General features: G+C 61.4%; 15 protein-coding genes and 2 pseudogenes. 11 read left to right on the top strand and 6 right to left on the bottom strand.

Going from position 1 to position 15,156, the window contains the following annotated elements; all coding sequences use genetic code 11:
* Window positions 1-56: 56 nt before the first annotated feature.
* The 4 genes from mnmE to hemE form a co-directional block, all read right to left on the bottom strand.
* A complete protein-coding gene (gene mnmE, locus BSY16_RS15790; protein ID WP_069060546.1) occupies window positions 57-1,382 on the bottom strand; it encodes a tRNA uridine-5-carboxymethylaminomethyl(34) synthesis GTPase MnmE in 1,326 nt (441 codons plus the stop codon).
* A 124-nt stretch (window positions 1,383-1,506) separates the two neighbouring features.
* Window positions 1,507-2,772 (bottom strand): transcription termination factor Rho, encoded by a 1,266-nt coding sequence (rho, locus tag BSY16_RS15785; protein ID WP_150129972.1) that lies wholly within the window; start codon window positions 2,770-2,772, stop codon window positions 1,507-1,509.
* A 186-nt stretch (window positions 2,773-2,958) separates the two neighbouring features.
* Window positions 2,959-3,498, bottom strand: coding sequence for a protoporphyrinogen oxidase HemJ (hemJ, locus tag BSY16_RS15780; protein ID WP_069060545.1), 540 nt, complete (start codon window positions 3,496-3,498; stop codon window positions 2,959-2,961).
* Complete coding sequence (gene hemE / locus BSY16_RS15775; RefSeq protein ID WP_069060544.1) at window positions 3,495-4,529, bottom strand: uroporphyrinogen decarboxylase; 1,035 nt, start codon at window positions 4,527-4,529, stop codon at window positions 3,495-3,497. Before hemE ends, hemJ begins: the two co-directional genes overlap by 4 nt.
* Window positions 4,530-4,933: 404 nt before the next feature.
* Here hemE and BSY16_RS15770 point away from each other — a divergent pair, with 404 nt between their 5' ends.
* Genes BSY16_RS15770 through dnaQ form a run of 5 tightly spaced genes read left to right on the top strand, consistent with a single transcriptional unit; the run spans window position 4,934 to window position 8,551 of the window.
* The gene (locus BSY16_RS15770; RefSeq protein WP_069060543.1) at window positions 4,934-5,755 is read left to right on the top strand and encodes a pyruvate, water dikinase regulatory protein; all 822 of its coding nucleotides are present in this window, start codon (window positions 4,934-4,936) and stop codon (window positions 5,753-5,755) included.
* Window positions 5,756-5,784: 29 nt separating this feature from the next.
* Window positions 5,785-6,384, top strand: coding sequence for a Maf-like protein (locus BSY16_RS15765; protein WP_069060542.1), 600 nt, complete (start codon window positions 5,785-5,787; stop codon window positions 6,382-6,384).
* Complete coding sequence (locus BSY16_RS15760; protein ID WP_069060541.1) at window positions 6,377-7,234, top strand: shikimate dehydrogenase; 858 nt, start codon at window positions 6,377-6,379, stop codon at window positions 7,232-7,234. The genes BSY16_RS15765 and BSY16_RS15760 overlap by 8 nt, the downstream gene beginning before the upstream one ends.
* On the top strand, window positions 7,234-7,830 hold the full coding sequence (gene coaE, locus BSY16_RS15755; protein ID WP_069060540.1) for a dephospho-CoA kinase: 597 nt from the start codon (window positions 7,234-7,236) through the stop codon (window positions 7,828-7,830). The genes BSY16_RS15760 and coaE overlap by 1 nt, the downstream gene beginning before the upstream one ends.
* A 16-nt stretch (window positions 7,831-7,846) precedes the next feature.
* Window positions 7,847-8,551, top strand: a complete 705-nt coding sequence (gene dnaQ, locus BSY16_RS15750) for a DNA polymerase III subunit epsilon (RefSeq protein ID WP_069060539.1) — start codon at window positions 7,847-7,849, stop codon at window positions 8,549-8,551.
* An 83-nt stretch (window positions 8,552-8,634) separates the two neighbouring features.
* Here dnaQ and secB read toward each other — a convergent pair whose 3' ends face one another.
* Window positions 8,635-9,111: a protein-export chaperone SecB gene (gene secB, locus BSY16_RS15745; protein WP_069060538.1), complete on the bottom strand. Its 477-nt coding sequence runs from the start codon at window positions 9,109-9,111 to the stop codon at window positions 8,635-8,637.
* Between the two features lie 74 nt (window positions 9,112-9,185).
* Complete coding sequence (locus BSY16_RS15740; RefSeq protein WP_069060537.1) at window positions 9,186-9,644, bottom strand: FxsA family protein; 459 nt, start codon at window positions 9,642-9,644, stop codon at window positions 9,186-9,188.
* Window positions 9,645-9,798: 154 nt separating this feature from the next.
* Here BSY16_RS15740 and BSY16_RS15735 point away from each other — a divergent pair, with 154 nt between their 5' ends.
* From BSY16_RS15735 to gyrB, 6 genes and pseudogenes are all read left to right on the top strand, one after another.
* Window positions 9,799-10,503, top strand: a complete 705-nt coding sequence (locus BSY16_RS15735) for a Tim44/TimA family putative adaptor protein (protein ID WP_069060536.1) — start codon at window positions 9,799-9,801, stop codon at window positions 10,501-10,503.
* Between the two features lie 13 nt (window positions 10,504-10,516).
* A complete protein-coding gene (mltA, locus tag BSY16_RS15730; RefSeq protein ID WP_069060535.1) occupies window positions 10,517-11,632 on the top strand; it encodes a murein transglycosylase A in 1,116 nt (371 codons plus the stop codon).
* Window positions 11,619-11,721 (top strand): annotated as a pseudogene (locus tag BSY16_RS33265) (Smr/MutS family protein); the annotation flags it as partial. The gene mltA and the pseudogene BSY16_RS33265, both read left to right, overlap by 14 nt.
* A 119-nt stretch (window positions 11,722-11,840) precedes the next feature.
* Window positions 11,841-12,185 (top strand): annotated as a pseudogene (locus BSY16_RS33260) (Smr/MutS family protein); the annotation flags it as partial.
* A complete protein-coding gene (locus tag BSY16_RS15720) occupies window positions 12,182-12,562 on the top strand; it encodes a helix-turn-helix domain-containing protein (protein WP_069060533.1) in 381 nt (126 codons plus the stop codon). The pseudogene BSY16_RS33260 and the gene BSY16_RS15720, both read left to right, overlap by 4 nt.
* Before the next feature lie 133 nt (window positions 12,563-12,695).
* Window positions 12,696-15,128 carry a DNA topoisomerase (ATP-hydrolyzing) subunit B gene (gene gyrB, locus BSY16_RS15715; protein WP_069060532.1) on the top strand — a complete coding sequence of 811 codons (2,433 nt, stop codon included), beginning with the start codon at window positions 12,696-12,698 and terminating at the stop codon, window positions 15,126-15,128.
* Window positions 15,129-15,156 lie beyond the last annotated feature (28 nt).

Below are 15,156 nucleotides of genomic sequence, written 5' to 3'. Positions count from 1 at the left end.
CTGTTTCACGTGAAACGCTCGAAACGACTCGTGCACGTTGTGGTGTTTCACGTGAATCATTTGCCAATACAAAATTCCGAAAAGATGACGTCGAGCAAATTCTCAACATCGACTCGACCCGTCACCCGACCAAGCGCTTGGCCGGCGCGGCGAAGATATTCCGCCCGTATATCCAGGCCTTCCACATCCGCTTCAAGTGCAAGGGCTATCTGCTTCCTTGCCTCAGTCAAGTTGGCGACATGTCGTTGCCGTGTTGGGAGCGCCAAGGCGCTGCCGGCCTCGAGATTGGGCAGATGCCGCCCGATCGCGCCGAGCAGTTCCGCTATGCCCTCACCGGATTTCACGGAGATCATAACATCCGCGCCGTCGTTCGGCCAAGGCTGGTCCATTATATCTGCCTTCGTGCGAACGTGAAGAACCGGGCCTTCGTAGTGCTCATCGAGCAGTAGCCTATCGGCGCCCGAGTGTTCGGACAGCATGAGAACAAGATGTGCTTGCGACATGGAGAGATGCGTCCTTCGAATACCCTCCCGCTCAACCACATCATCCGTCTCGCGCAAACCCGCCGTATCATGAAGCCGGACGGCGAAGCCGGACAAGTCGAGATCGACGGAAAGCACGTCCCGGGTGGTTCCCGGCACGTCCGTGACGATCGCGACATCGCGCCTGGCGAGATGGTTCAGAAGGCTCGACTTTCCGGCATTTGGCGGACCGGCGATCACGACATTCAAGCCGTCCCGAACGATTTCTCCGGTTTTTGCTTCGGCGAGATGGTTAACAATATCTTGCTTCAAGGCATGCATATCGCGCCAAATCGAGGTGGCAACTGATCCCGGAACGTCGTCCTCATCAGCGAAATCCAGCTCCGCTTCGATCATCGCCCGGGCGTGCGTCAATCGTTTCGCCCACGAATCGTAAAGCGCGGACAAGCCACCCGAGGCCTGCTCCGCCGCAAGTCGGCGCTGCATCTCCGTTTCGGCGACGATGAGATCGGCAAGGCCTTCTGCTTCCACAAGGTCCATGCGCCCGTTCAGAAAGGCGCGGCGTGAGAACTCGCCAGCCTCGGCAGCGCGCAATCCTTCAAGCCCGGCGAGGGTCGCCAGCACGACTTTTACCGTCGCGCGTCCTCCATGAATCTGGAATTCGGCGCAATCTTCGCCGGTAAACGAGTTGGGGCCAGGAAAATACAACACGATCCCCTGATCGAGCATCGCACCGTTCCGGTCCCGAATCGGTAATAACGACGCGTGCCGTGGCTGGGGAATACGACCGCAGAGTCGCTCAATCGCATCCCGGCTCAGTGGGCCGCTCAGCCTGATCACAGCGACGCCGGAGGGCAGTCCGCCGCTCGACAGGGCAAATATTGTGTCTCTTGCCGTCATTGCGTTGTCGTTCCGGATACGAATCGGTCTGTTTGTTTCGGTGTAGAATCGATTTGTGTTTCACAAACGAAAATGGTCCCGACTTGCGATCGGGACCATGGGACGAACAAATCGGCGGAACCGATTAGGTGTTCATCGAATCGAAGAAATCGCCGTTGCTCTTCGTCTGCTTCAGCTTGTCGATCAGGAACTCGATCGCATCGGTCGTGCCCATCGGGGCGAGGATGCGGCGGAGAACAAAGATCTTCTGGAGATCCCCGCGCGGCACGAGCAGGTCTTCCTTGCGCGTGCCGGACTTGAGAATATCCATCGCCGGGAAGATGCGCTTGTCGGCGACCTTGCGGTCCAGCACGATTTCCGAGTTGCCGGTACCCTTGAACTCTTCGAAGATCACTTCGTCCATACGGCTGCCGGTATCGATCAGCGCCGTTGCGATGATGGTCAGCGAACCGCCTTCCTCGATGTTGCGCGCAGCACCGAAGAAGCGCTTCGGGCGCTGCAGGGCGTTGGCGTCGACACCACCGGTCAGAACCTTGCCGGACGACGGCACGACTGTGTTGTAGGCGCGTCCGAGGCGGGTGATCGAATCGAGCAGGATGACGACGTCACGGCCGTGCTCGACAAGGCGCTTGGCCTTTTCGATGACCATTTCGGCGACCTGCACGTGACGCGTCGCCGGCTCGTCGAAGGTCGAGGACACCACTTCGCCCTTCACCGAGCGCTGCATGTCCGTCACTTCTTCCGGACGCTCGTCGATCAGGAGAACGATGAGATAACATTCCGGATGGTTCGCCGTGATCGAATGGGCGATGTTCTGCAGCAGAACCGTCTTACCCGTGCGCGGCGGGGCGACGATGAGGCCGCGCTGGCCCTTGCCGAGCGGTGCCACCAGGTCGATGACGCGCGGCGAAAGATCCTTCGACGTCGGAACGTCGAGTTCCATCTTGAAGCGCTCGTTCGGATAGAGCGGCGTCAGGTTGTCGAAATGAACCTTGTGGCGGATCTTTTCCGGGTCGTCGAAGTTGATCGTGTTGACCTTGAGGAGCGCAAAGTAGCGCTCGCCTTCCTTGGGTCCACGGATCGGACCCTCGACCGTATCGCCGGTCTTCAGCGAGAAGCGGCGAATCTGCGAGGGCGAGATGTAGATATCGTCCGGACCCGGAAGGTAGTTCGCATTGGCCGAGCGCAAGAAGCCGAAACCGTCCTGCAGCACTTCCACGACACCCTCGCCGATGATCTCGACCTCCTGCGAGGCCAGCATCTTCAGGATGGCAAACATCAGTTCCTGTTTGCGCATCGTGCTCGCGTTCTCGACCTCGAGCGATTCGGCGAAAGCAAGGAGGTCGGTCGGAGTCTTGTTCTTGAGGTCTTGTAGCTTCATTTCGGCCATGAATGGTCCATGCTGGGATCGTCGAGGGTGGGAAAAGGCGTGCGGGTCAAGGACGAACTGCGCGGGGTCCGGTGCAGTCCACTGAACGAATACACATGCCACGAGAGATGAGATGGGCGGAAAGTAGCGGTTCCGGCGCTGCCTCGCAAGGGGGCCTGCAAATTTCGTCTTTTTTGTCGCGACGACCTAGAACGGTTTGACCACCACCATCACGACGATGAGGATCATCAAAAGGGCCGGAGCCTCGTTCCAGATGCGCCATTGCCGGCCGGTTTTGGTGTTTTTGTCGTCGGCAAAGGCTTTGACCGCGTTGCCGTAAAAGTGATGGACACCTGTCAAAAGCACGACGAAAGCGAGCTTGGCATGGAGCCAGCCGCCCTGAAAACCATAGACGGACCAGGCGAGATAGAGGCCGAGCAGCCAGGAAAGACCCATGGCCGGCTGCATGATGGTGCGGTAGAGCCGTTGCTCCATCACCTTGAACGTCTCCGACTGGGCGGAGCCGACCGGCGCGTCCGTGTGATAGACGAAAAGCCGCGGCAGGTAGAGCAGCCCCGCCATCCACGAGATGACCGCGATGATGTGCAACGCCTTGATCCAAAGATACAAATCGTCGGGCGGGAAGGCGAACAGGACGACGACCAGCAGGGCGAAGACAGCAAGGGCGGCCGCCGCACGCAATCGTGCCCGGCGCCCGGCGCTTTCGCCCGTCTGTTTCTCGCTCACCGGTTTTCTCCGCGAACGCGCGCCACCAGGCGCATGACGTTTTCCGGATCGGCCTGCGGCGTGATGCCGTGGCCGAGATTGAAGATCAGCGGGCCATTGCCGAGGGCTTGCAGGATGGCATCGATACCCTCGTCCAGAGCCGCACCGCCGGCGACGACACGCATGGGATCGAGATTACCCTGTACCGGGCCGTCCTTCTGGAGATCGGCGGCGAAGGACAACGGCACCGACCAGTCGAGGCCGATGGCGTCGGCGCGCGTCTCCTGCCGGTAGGTCTTCAAAAGCAGGCCGGCGCCCTTGGCGAAGGCGATCACCTTGGCGTGAGGACGGCGGGATTTCACCGAATCGATGATTCGCCGCACGGGCCGCACGGCATAATCGGCAAATTCCTTTTCACCGAGGACGCCGGCCCAGGAATCGAAGAGCTGCACCGCGTCGGCGCCGGCATCGATCTGCGCCACCAGGTAGTCGGCGGACAATTCGGACAGCACATCGAGCAGTCGGGCGAAGGCGCGGGGCTCCCTGTAGGCGAAGAGGCGGGCCGGCGCCTGGTCCGGCGTTCCCTGACCGGCGATCATATAGGTCGCAACCGTCCAGGGAGCCCCGCAGAAGCCGAGCAGGGCGGTTTCCGATGGCAGGGCATGGCGGATACGGCCGACCGCTTCCATGACCGGCTGGAGGTGATTTTGAACGTCATCCCCCTTCAGGGCAAAAATACCGTCCGCGTCGATCGGATCGAGACGGGGTCCATGGCCTTCCTCAAAACGCACATTGCGCTTCAGGGCATCGGGAATGACGAGGATGTCGGAAAACAGGATCGCCGCATCAAAGCCATAGCGGCGGATCGGCTGGAGCGTGACCTCCGTTGCCAGTGCCGGCGAATAACAGAGATCGAGGAAACTTCCCGCTTCTGCACGCGTTGCCCGGTATTCCGGCAGGTGACGTCCGGCCTGCCGCATCAGCCAGACAGGAGGCGGAGACACCGTCTTGCCGTTCAGGACTTCGACGATCTTCCGGCTTTTCGCAGACATCGCGGGGTTCTCCAATAAAGAAATAATCTCTCTTAAAAGGGTTTCTATTTCTTAGAGTCGGTGACTATCAAGGATTAAATCCTCTCAACAGACGACGGGTCTCAGCGCACAGAGAGAGGAAAAAGCGAACGGCCCAATGCGATTTTCATTCCAGAACGAGGAAATCCTGATTCCTCTTTTAGAATCAAAATGATTCCTCGTGCCGTCAAAAGCGTTTTCCTGTGGATAGGCTGTGGGCAAACGCGACACTTTGCCATGCTGTGAGTCTTATCCACAAGCGCCCTGAATCGCTTTCCTCGCGACCGCCATTTGTGGATAAATCGGCACTTATCCTCTTGCCTCCGCTCCCCTGCCGTTCTTAGCTGCTGTTTATCCCGGGTCATCAACAGGGGGTCGAGGATATTGTGGAAAGCACCAAAAACTACTTCCATCTGCACCTCATTTCGGACTCGACGGGCGAAACGCTGATCGCGGCGGGACGGGCGGCGGCGGCGCAATTCCAGTCTTCGCAAGCGCTCGAACACGTCTATCCGCTGGTCCGAAATCGAAAGCAGCTGATGCCGGTGCTCGATGCGATCGATGGTGCGCCGGGCATCGTGCTCTATACGATCGTCGACCGGGAGCTGTCGGACATCATCGACCAGCGCTGCCGCGAGATGGGTGTGCCCTGTGTTTCGGTGCTTGAGCCGGTGATCGATCTCTTCCAGTCCTATCTCGGCGCGCCGTCGCGCCGCCGGGTCGGCGCGCAACATGTGATGAATGCGGAATACTTCGCGCGCATCGACGCGTTGAACTTTACGATGGACCATGACGATGGGCAGCTTCCCGCCAATCTGGAGGAGGCCGATGTCATCCTCGTCGGCATCAGCCGCACGTCCAAGACGCCGACCAGCATCTATCTCGCCAATCGCGGCATCAAGACAGCCAATGTGCCGATCGTGCTCGGCGTACCGCTACCGGACCGGTTGTCGACCACGACCAAACCGCTGGTCGTCGGCCTGATCGCCACGACGGACCGAATCGCCCAGGTGCGTCAGAACCGGTTGCTCGGGCAGACGCAGGATTTTCGCGGTGAAGACTATGTCGACCGGGCGCAGATTTCCGAGGAACTGAAATATGCGCGCGCCATCTGTGCGCGCCACAACTGGCCGATCATCGACGTCACGCGCCGCTCCATCGAGGAAACGGCCGCCGCCATCGTTGCGCTTCGTCCCAAGCTTCGCTAACGCGGGGAAAGACCCACGGAGATATCTGGATGACGGTGCCCCTGATCCTGGCTTCGCAAAGCCTCTTTCGCCGTATGCTCATGGAAAATGCCGGCCTGACCTTTGAAACGCAGGCGGCCGAGATTGATGAGCGTGCCGCGGAGGCCGCCCTTGCCGCGCACAATCCGACGCCGCAGGCGATCGCCGAGGCGCTGGCGATCGAGAAGGCGCGGGACGTTGCCCGGCGCAATCCGGGTGCGCTGGTAATCGGCTCGGACCAGACGCTTTCACTTGACGGCCGTGTGTTTCACAAGCCGGCGGATATGGCGGAGGCGAAGTCGCACCTGACGGCGATGTCCGGGAAAACCCATTCGCTGAACTGCGGCATTGCGCTTGTGCGGGATGGGGAAACGCTCTGGAGCGACGTTTCGATTGCGAACCTGACGATGCGGCCGCTGTCCGAAACCTTCATCGACCGTCATCTCGCCCGGGTGGGCACGCGCGTGCTGGCGAGCGTCGGCGCTTATCAGTTGGAAGGGGAAGGGGTCCAACTCTTCGAGCGGATCGACGGCGACTACTTTACCATCCTCGGCCTGCCACTGCTTCCGTTGCTGGCTAAACTTCGCGATCTCGGTGCCATCGATGCATGATTCACGTGAAACAATCGCCCGCCATGCCTTCGTGACGGGCTACCCGGTCAAACATTCGCGCTCGCCGCTCATTCACGGCTATTGGCTGGAAACCCTGGGGATTGCTGGTTCCTACACACGCCAAGAGATTTCGCCGCAGGATTTCGCCGGCTTCATTTCTAGGCTGCAGAGTGGTGAATCCGGCTTCACCGGTGGCAATGTCACCATTCCGCACAAGGAGACAGCCTTTGCACTGGCCGACAGGCCGGATGCCCTGAGCGAGGAACTCGGAGCCTCGAACACGCTCTGGCTGGAGGACGGTGCGCTTCACGCAACGAACACGGACGGCTTTGGCTTTCTGGCCAATCTCGATGCTGTTGCACCCGGTTGGGACAAGACCGATCGTGCCGTTATTCTCGGGGCAGGAGGGGCAAGCCGGGCGATCATACAGGCCGTGCGCGATCGTGGTGTCGCTGAAATCCATGTGGTGAACCGCACCGTCGCGCGGGCGCAGGAACTGGCTGACCGTTTCGGGGCAAAGGTCCACGCGCATGACATGGCGGCCTTGTCGGAGGTGTCGAAAGCGGCGGGGCTTTTCGTCAACACGACGTCGCTTGGCATGGATGGCGAGCCGGCGCCGAATTTCGATTTCTCGCCGCTGGCTCACGGCGCGGTGGTGACGGACATCGTTTATGTGCCCTTGATCACGCCCATCCTCAGCCAGGCAAAGGCGCAGGGGTTTGCCACAGTGGATGGCCTCGGCATGCTGTTGCACCAGGCGGCACCCGGTTTCGAAAAGTGGTTTGGTCAACGACCGACCGTCGATGCGGAACTGCGTCGCCGGATCCTTGCGGATATGGAGGCCCATTGATGATCGTGCTCGGCCTTACGGGATCGATCGGGACAGGCAAGTCGACGACCGCGCAGATGTTTTCGGATCTGGGCGTGCCGGTGCACGATGCCGATGCAACGGTTCACGACCTGTATCACAAGGAAGCCGTGGCGCCGGTGGCCGAGCGATTTCCCGAGGCGCTGAAAGATGGCGCCATCGACCGGAAAGCGCTGTCGGCAGTTCTGGCGCAGGCGCCCGAGCGTTTTCGCGAACTGGAGGCCATCATCCACCCCCTGGTGCGGGCGCGGGAAAACGCCTTTCTCGATGCGGCGCGCCGGAACGGGTCGGCGCTCGTTCTGCTCGATATTCCACTGCTCTATGAAACGGGCGGCGAGAAGCGGGTGGACAAGGTGGTCGTCGTCACCTGTGATCCCGAGACGCAACGGCAGCGGGTGCTTGCCCGCCCCGGCATGACGGCGGAAAAATTCGAGCTGATCCTGTCGCGCCAGATGCCGGATGCTGAAAAGCGCCGGCGGGCCGATTTCCTCATCGATACGGACCGGGGGCTTGAAGCGGCACGCAAACAGGTGGAAGAGGTTTTGCTGGAATTGCGTCAAGGCAAATCCATAGCTTGAAGGGACGGCAGGACTGATGCGCGAGATCATCTTCGATACGGAAACGACCGGCCTCGACAACAAGCTCGACCGCGTCATCGAGATCGGCGGCGTGGAGTTGGAAAACCATTTCCCCACCGGCCGTACGCTCCATCTCTATATCAATCCCGGCGACCGCAAGGTCCACCCCGATGCGCTTGCCGTGCATGGCATCACCGACGAATCGCTGAAGGACAAACCCTCCTTCGGCGAGGTGGTTGAAAAAATCCTCGACTTCTTCGGCGAAGCCCGTTGGGTCGCGCATAACGCCAACTTCGACATGGGCTTCATCAATGCCGAGCTGGATCGGCTCGGCCGGCCGCCGATCCTGCAGGAACGGGTAACGGATACGCTGGCGCTGGCGCGCCGGAAACATCCGATGGGGCCGAACTCGCTCGATGCGCTCTGCCGGCGCTACGGCATCGACAATTCGCACCGCACGCAGCACGGCGCGCTGCTCGACTCCGAACTGCTCGCCGAGGTCTATATCGAGATGCTCGGTGGCCGGCAGGCGGCACTCGGTCTCGGCACGGCCGAAATGGGCCGCAGGACTCTGGTCGAGGCCGAGGATGAGGTCGCCCTGCAACTTGGCGCGCGCCCGAAACCCCTGGCACCCCGTCTCACCGAGGAAGAGCAGGCCGCCCATGCCGCCATGGTTGGAACGATGGGCGGAAAAGCGATCTGGGCGAAATACGACGCCTGAATCCGGCTTCGGCTATCGGTACGCAAAAGAAAACGCCCGGTCACCAAGTGGCCGGGCGTTGTGTTTGGAAAGTCCTGGTCGGCTTAGTTGGCCTGAACCTTGGCCTTGACCTGCTCTTCGGCCATGCGCTGGCTGAACATCTGGGCAAAATCGATCGGGTCGATCATCAGCGGCGGGAAGCCACCGTTGCGGGTGGCGTCGGAAATGATCTGGCGCGCGAAGGGGAAGAGCAGGCGCGGGCACTCGATGAAGAGAACCGGCAGCATGTGCTCCTGCGGGAAACCCGTGACGCGGAAGACGCCGCCATAAGCGAGCTCGGCGTTGAACAGCATCTTGTCGCCGTCCTTGGCTTCGGCGTTCAGCGACAGGATGACGTCGAAGTCCGTTTCCGAAAGCGGGTTGGCGTTGACGTTGACGCTGATGTTGATCGCCGGCGCCTTGTCACGGGCCTGCAGCGACCGCGGTGCGCCCGGGTTTTCGAAGGAGAAATCCTTCACATACTGCGCCAGGATGTTGAGCGAAGGGCTCGCGGCGGAATTGTCGGACACTGCGTCGGTCATGGAAACGATCCTCGGGGACTTAAGAAAGTCAGGCCATCTATCATTTCGGCCCCGGGCTTACAACCCTCGGGGCCTCAGGGCCGGTCGTCGCGACTGAAGTCGCCGTCGTCGAGATCGATGGTGCGCTGCGGGTCGGTTCTTGGCCGATTGTCCGGCCGCGCGCCGCCGATATCGACCACAACCACGTTGCGCATCAGCCGGTTCCAGAGAAAGCTGCGGACCGGCGGAAGAAAAAGCGCGAGACCGAGGATATCCGTGAGGAAACCCGGAATGAGCAGCAGGATGCCGGCAATGAGGATCATCGCCGCGTCGAGCAGCTCCTTGCCGGGTGTGCGCCCCGCCTGGCCCGACTGGCGCAACCGGTTGAGCACGCCAAAACCCTGGACGCGCATCAGGACAATGCCGGCAACGGCCGAAAGCACGACGAGCGACAGTGTCGGAAACAGGCCGATGCGCCGCCCGACAACAATGAAACAGGCGATTTCCGCCAGCGGCAGCAAAAGAATGAAGAGAGGAACAAGACGTCTTAGCATGGCGGCAACTGTCGCATAGATTCGCTCAGATCGATACTGCCGACACCTATTCCGCGCGTCTTGGTCGCATTCACGTCATCGCCATTTGAATGATCAGGCTTTGCGGACTATATGGGGATAGAAAAGAAAAACAGGAACCGGTTTCGGATCGATAATGGGCTCATTCGACTTTGTAACGATTTTCTTCCTTGTGGCTGCGGTGGTCATCTTCCTGCAATTGCGCAGCGTGCTTGGCCGTCGCACCGGCAGCGAACGCCCGCCCTTCGATCCCTATTCCAAACGCGAGAGCGTTGGTGAGGCTGATTCGGCTGATCGTGGCAAAGTGGTCACGCTGCCGAAGCGCGATGGTACCGATGAGGAGGAAAATCCTTATGCCTCCGTCGATAGCTTCGCAGCCCCCGGCACGCCGCTCAACGAATCCTTGCGCAGCGTCATCAAGGTCGATCCGTCCTTCAACCCGAAGGAATTCGTCAACGGCGCGCGCATGGCCTACGAAATGGTCGTCGTGGCTTTTGCCGATGGAGACCGCAAGACGCTGAGCAACCTTCTGTCGCGCGAAGTCTACGAAGGCTTCGATGCTGCGATTTCCGAACGCGAAAGCAAGGGCGAGGTCGTTCGCTCCAGCTTCGTCGGCATCGAGAAGGCCGATATCGTCGGTGCAGAGGTCAAGGACAGCGAAGTGAACGTGACGCTGCGCATCATCAGCCAGCTGATCTCCGCCACCTATGACAAGGCCGGTGCGCTGGTCGAAGGCGACGCGGAGACGGTAGCGGAAGTCAACGATCTGTGGACCTTTGCCCGCGACATCCGTTCGCGCGATCCGAACTGGAAGCTGATCGCCACCGAATCGGAAGGCTGAGCGAGGCCCTATCATGGACTACCGCCTGGTACCGGCCCGGTTTTCCGCGCTTCCCGGCTGGGACGACGATGATCCAACGCCGCTGCTGGCGGCGATGGATCGCTGTCGCGCCCACATCCGCACGATAAAGCCCTACAAGACAGGCTCGCTTGGCATCACCGCCGGCGAGCTTTTGACCTTGCTGGATGCCGCCGCTGACGAGAAGCCGCAAGGTGCCGCGGTGGTACGGGCGTTTTTCGAGACGCACTGCGTGCCGTTCCTGATCGACAAGGCGGATGGCTCCTCCGGTTTCGTCACCGCCTTCTACGAGCCCGAGGTGGCGGTGCGGGCGGAGCCCGATGCCGAATATCGCTATCCCTTCTATTCCCGGCCGGATGACCTTGTCGATATCGACGACAGCAATCGCCCGGCCGGTTTCGCGCCGGGTTTTGCATTCGGCCAATTGAAGGATGGCGGGATCGTCGAACATCCGGATCGCGGCACGATCGAACGCGGCTACCTTGCGGGCCGCGGGCTGGAAATCGCCTATGCCCGCTCGAAGGTGGATGTGTTCTTCGCCCATGTGCAGGGCGCGGCGCGGCTTGTCTATCCGGACGGTTCCGTCAAGCGCATCACCTACGTCGCCAAAAGCGGCCACCCGTTCTCGCCGATCGGCAAGCTCCTGATCGATCGCGGCGAGATCGATGCGGCCACCGTCTCCATGGCCTCGATTCGCGACTGGCTTGGCCGTCATGAGGCCGAGGTGGACGACGTGCTCTGGCACAACCGCTCCTTCATCTTCTTCAAGGAAGCGGTGGTAACCGATGATTCGCTCGGGCCGATCGCCGCCGCCAAGGTGCCGCTGGTCGCTGGCCGCGCGCTCGCTGTCGACCGGATGATCCACACCTTCGGCCTGCCGTTCTTCATCTCCAGCGACAGCCTCACCCACATGGATGAGGGAAAACCGTTCCGGCGCCTGATGCTGGCGCTCGATACGGGAACGGCCATTGTCGGCCCGGCGCGCGGCGATATTTTTACTGGGTCGGGGGATGCGGCGGGTGCGCTGGCGGGGCACGTGCGCAATGCGGCGACCTTCCATATCCTCATCCCCAAGGCGGCTGCGGGGCGATACCTCGATGCCGAAGGATAAGACGCTCTCGAGCGAGGACCGCATTCTCTGGGGCAAGGTGGCGCGCAGCACGCGTGCAATGCCGGGCAAGCTCGATGCCCTGACGGAGTTCGAAGCCGTCTTCGCGGAAAAGGTCGAGGAGCAGAAAGCACCGGAGACGAAAAAGGCGAAGGCCGACAAGCCGGCCGCCGAAGGCATTGCCCTCACCGCCGCTCGCGGCAAGGAAACCCGCCACCACCCGCTGGAACGGCCGGTGAAGCGCAAGATCGCCAAGGGGCGCCTGGCGCTGGAAGCGCGCATCGACCTGCATGGCATGATCCAGAGCGAGGCGCACGGTTTCCTGCTCGGCTTCCTCATCAAGGCGCATGCGCGGGGCCTGCGGCATGTGCTGGTCATCACTGGCAAGGGCACCTCGCTTGGCAGTGACGGTGCGCTGAAGCGGGCGGTGCCGCTGTGGTTTTCACTGCCGGAATTCCGGCCGCTGATCTCGTCCTACGAGGCGGCAGCGCGCAACCATGGCGGGGAGGGTGCGCTCTATGTGCGGCTCGCCCGCCAGCCGGGGGAAAAGCCATGACGACGCCGTTCGGCAAGGCGGTCCGGCATCTGCGCGATCGCAAGGGTGTGTCGCAGAAGGAAATGGCCCAGGCGCTCGGCGTCAGCCCCGCCTATCTTTCGGCACTGGAGCATGGCAAGCGCGGCATGCCGAGCTTCGATTTCCTCCAGCGGGTGGCCGGTTATTTCAACGTCATCTGGGACGAAGCGGAAGAACTTTTCCGCATTGCACAGATTTCCGACCCGCGTATCGTGGTCGATACGGCCGGCCTGCCGCCGGAATATACCGCCTTTGCCAACCGGCTTTCGGCGGAAATCCGCAGCCTGCCGCCCGAGACGGTACGCCGTCTTGCCGGTATTCTCGAAAAAGCTTGCAATTCTCGGGTAAAACCCGGTTGATTCCCTGAATTCTGCCGTGTTTACGCGCTCTCAGGTTTGGAACTTGAGGGCAAAATCCCTATATTCAAAGACTTGGAAAGCGGTGATTCGCCGCGCTTCCCGCCTTCCGCGAAACTTCTGGAAAGACGTTTGTATGACTGACACACCCGAGACCGAAAACGGCCCGGCCGAGTATGGCGCAGATTCGATCAAGGTCCTGAAGGGCCTCGATGCCGTGCGCAAGCGCCCTGGCATGTATATCGGCGACACCGATGACGGTTCGGGTCTGCATCACATGGTCTACGAGGTCGTCGACAACGCGATCGACGAGGCGCTGGCCGGCCATGCGGATATCGTGACCGTCACGCTCAATGCGGACGGTTCCGTAACGGTGACCGACAACGGCCGCGGCATCCCGACCGACATCCACAAGGAAGAGGGCGTCTCGGCGGCCGAGGTCATCATGACCCAGCTGCATGCCGGCGGTAAGTTCGACCAGAATTCCTACAAGGTTTCCGGCGGTCTGCACGGCGTGGGCGTTTCGGTGGTAAATGCACTCTCCGTCAAGCTGAAGCTGAAGATCCGCCGCGCCGGCAAGATCCATGAAATGAGCTTCACCCATGGCGTGCCTGATGGGTCGCTCGTGGTGACCGGCGAATGCGGTGCCGAGACCGGTACGGAAGTCACCTTCCTGCCGTCCCCTGACACCTTCTCGAACATCGAATTCATCTATTCGACGCTCGAGCATCGCTTGCGCGAACTCGCCTTCCTGAATTCCGGTGTGCACATCGTGCTCACCGATCGCCGTCATTCGGATATCAAGCAGGACGAATTGATGTACGAGGGCGGCCTTGAAGCCTTCGTGCAATATCTCGACCGCGCCAAGAAGCCGCTGGTGTCGAAGCCTATCGCCATCCGCGGCGAGAAGGACGGCATCACCGTCGAGGTCGCGATGTGGTGGAACGACAGTTACCACGAGAACGTGCTCTGCTTCACCAACAACATTCCCCAGCGCGACGGCGGTACGCATATGGCGGGTTTCCGCGGCGCGCTGACCCGCCAGGTCGTTTCCTATGCCGACACATCAGGCATCATGAAGCGCGAAAAGGTGACGCTGCAGGGCGAAGACTGCCGCGAAGGCCTGACCGCAGTACTTTCGGTAAAAGTTCCCGATCCGAAATTCTCCTCGCAGACCAAGGACAAGCTGGTCTCGTCGGAAGTTCGGCCTGCCGTGGAGAACCTCGTGAACGAGGCGCTGTCCACCTGGTTCGAGGAACATCCGTCGGACGCAAAAATCCTTGTCGGCAAGGTCGTCGAGGCGGCTGCTGCCCGCGAAGCCGCGCGCAAGGCGCGTGAACTGACACGGCGCAAGGGTGCGCTCGACATCTCGTCGCTGCCCGGCAAGCTCGCCGACTGCTCGGAGCGGGACCCGGCAAAGTCCGAAGTCTTCCTCGTCGAGGGTGATTCGGCTGGCGGCTCCGCCAAGCAGGGGCGTTCGCGCGAGAACCAGGCCATCCTGCCGCTGCGCGGCAAGATCTTGAACGTTGAGCGCGCGCGCTTCGACAAGATGCTCTCCAGCCAGGAAATCGGCACGCTGATCACCGCGCTCGGCACGTCGATCGGCAAGGACGAGTTCAACGCCGACAAGCTGCGCTACCACAAGATCATCATCATGACGGACGCTGACGTCGACGGCGCCCATATCCGTACCCTGCTGCTCACCTTCTTCTTCCGGCAGATGCCGGAGCTGATCGAGCGCGGCCATCTCTACATCGCCCAGCCGCCGCTCTATAAGGTGGCGCGCGGCAAATCGAGCCAGTACCTGAAAGACGAAAAGGCACTGGAAGACTACCTGATCAATGCCGGCCTCGACGATGCAACGCTGGAGCTGGCTTCCGGCGAGGTGCGCGCCGGCCAGGACATCCGCGAACTGATCCAGGATGCGCTGCGTCTGCGCTCACTGCTCGATGGCCTGCATTCGCGTTACAGCCGTTCGATCGTCGAACAGGCGGCCATTTCCGGCGCGCTCAACCTCGAGCTCAGCCACGACCGCGAGGCCTATGCCGACAAGGCGCAAGAGGTGGCTCGCCGGCTCGACCTGATCTCCGAAGAGACGGAGCGCGGCTGGACGGGGTCTGTCGCCACCGATGGCGGCCTGCGTCTCGAGCGTATGGTGCGCGGCGTCAAGGAATCCGCCCATGTCGACATGGCGCTGATCGGCTCGTCCGATGCGCGCCACATCGACCAGCTTTCCGTGCGCTTCCGGGAAACCTACGCGCCGCCGCCGGTGCTGCGCCGCAAGGATGGCCAGCTTGAAATCACCGGCCCGCGCGCCCTGCTGGATGCCGTCTTCGCAGCCGGCCGCAAGGGCCTTTCGATGCAGCGCTACAAGGGTCTCGGCGAGATGAATGCCGAGCAGCTCTGGGAAACGACGCTCGATCCGAACGTCCGCTCGCTGCTGCAGGTGAAGGTTCCGGATGCGACGGATGCCGATGGACTGTTTTCTCGCCTGATGGGCGACGAGGTGGAGCCGCGTCGCGACTTCATCCAGGAAAACGCCCTCAGCGTCGCCAACCTCGACATCTGATCCGAAAAGAGCCGCCGAAAGGCGGCTC

The organism is Sinorhizobium sp. RAC02 (assembly GCF_001713395.1).
Classification (GTDB): Bacteria; Pseudomonadota; Alphaproteobacteria; order Rhizobiales; family Rhizobiaceae; genus Shinella.
The sequence above is the reverse complement of the archived record's forward strand: the minus strand, read 5'-3'. Positions and strand labels throughout refer to the sequence as shown.

Bases quoted from the DNA above. Each gene is read 5' to 3' on its own strand.
- mnmE (WP_069060546.1), bottom strand. From the start codon at position 1,382: ATGACGGCAAGAGACACAATATTTGCCCTGTCGAGCGGCGGACTGCCC.
- rho (WP_150129972.1), bottom strand. From the start codon at position 2,772: ATGGCCGAAATGAAGCTACAAGACCTCAAGAACAAGACTCCGACCGAC.
- hemE (WP_069060544.1), bottom strand. From the start codon at position 4,529: ATGTCTGCGAAAAGCCGGAAGATCGTCGAAGTCCTGAACGGCAAGACG.
- BSY16_RS15765 (WP_069060542.1), top strand. From the start codon at position 5,785: ATGACGGTGCCCCTGATCCTGGCTTCGCAAAGCCTCTTTCGCCGTATG.
- BSY16_RS15760 (WP_069060541.1), top strand. From the start codon at position 6,377: ATGCATGATTCACGTGAAACAATCGCCCGCCATGCCTTCGTGACGGGC.
- coaE (WP_069060540.1), top strand. From the start codon at position 7,234: ATGATCGTGCTCGGCCTTACGGGATCGATCGGGACAGGCAAGTCGACG.
- dnaQ (WP_069060539.1), top strand. From the start codon at position 7,847: ATGCGCGAGATCATCTTCGATACGGAAACGACCGGCCTCGACAACAAG.
- secB (WP_069060538.1), bottom strand. From the start codon at position 9,111: ATGACCGACGCAGTGTCCGACAATTCCGCCGCGAGCCCTTCGCTCAAC.
- BSY16_RS15740 (WP_069060537.1), bottom strand. From the start codon at position 9,644: ATGCTAAGACGTCTTGTTCCTCTCTTCATTCTTTTGCTGCCGCTGGCG.
- BSY16_RS15735 (WP_069060536.1), top strand. From the start codon at position 9,799: ATGGGCTCATTCGACTTTGTAACGATTTTCTTCCTTGTGGCTGCGGTG.
- mltA (WP_069060535.1), top strand. From the start codon at position 10,517: ATGGACTACCGCCTGGTACCGGCCCGGTTTTCCGCGCTTCCCGGCTGG.
- BSY16_RS15720 (WP_069060533.1), top strand. From the start codon at position 12,182: ATGACGACGCCGTTCGGCAAGGCGGTCCGGCATCTGCGCGATCGCAAG.
- gyrB (WP_069060532.1), top strand. From the start codon at position 12,696: ATGACTGACACACCCGAGACCGAAAACGGCCCGGCCGAGTATGGCGCA.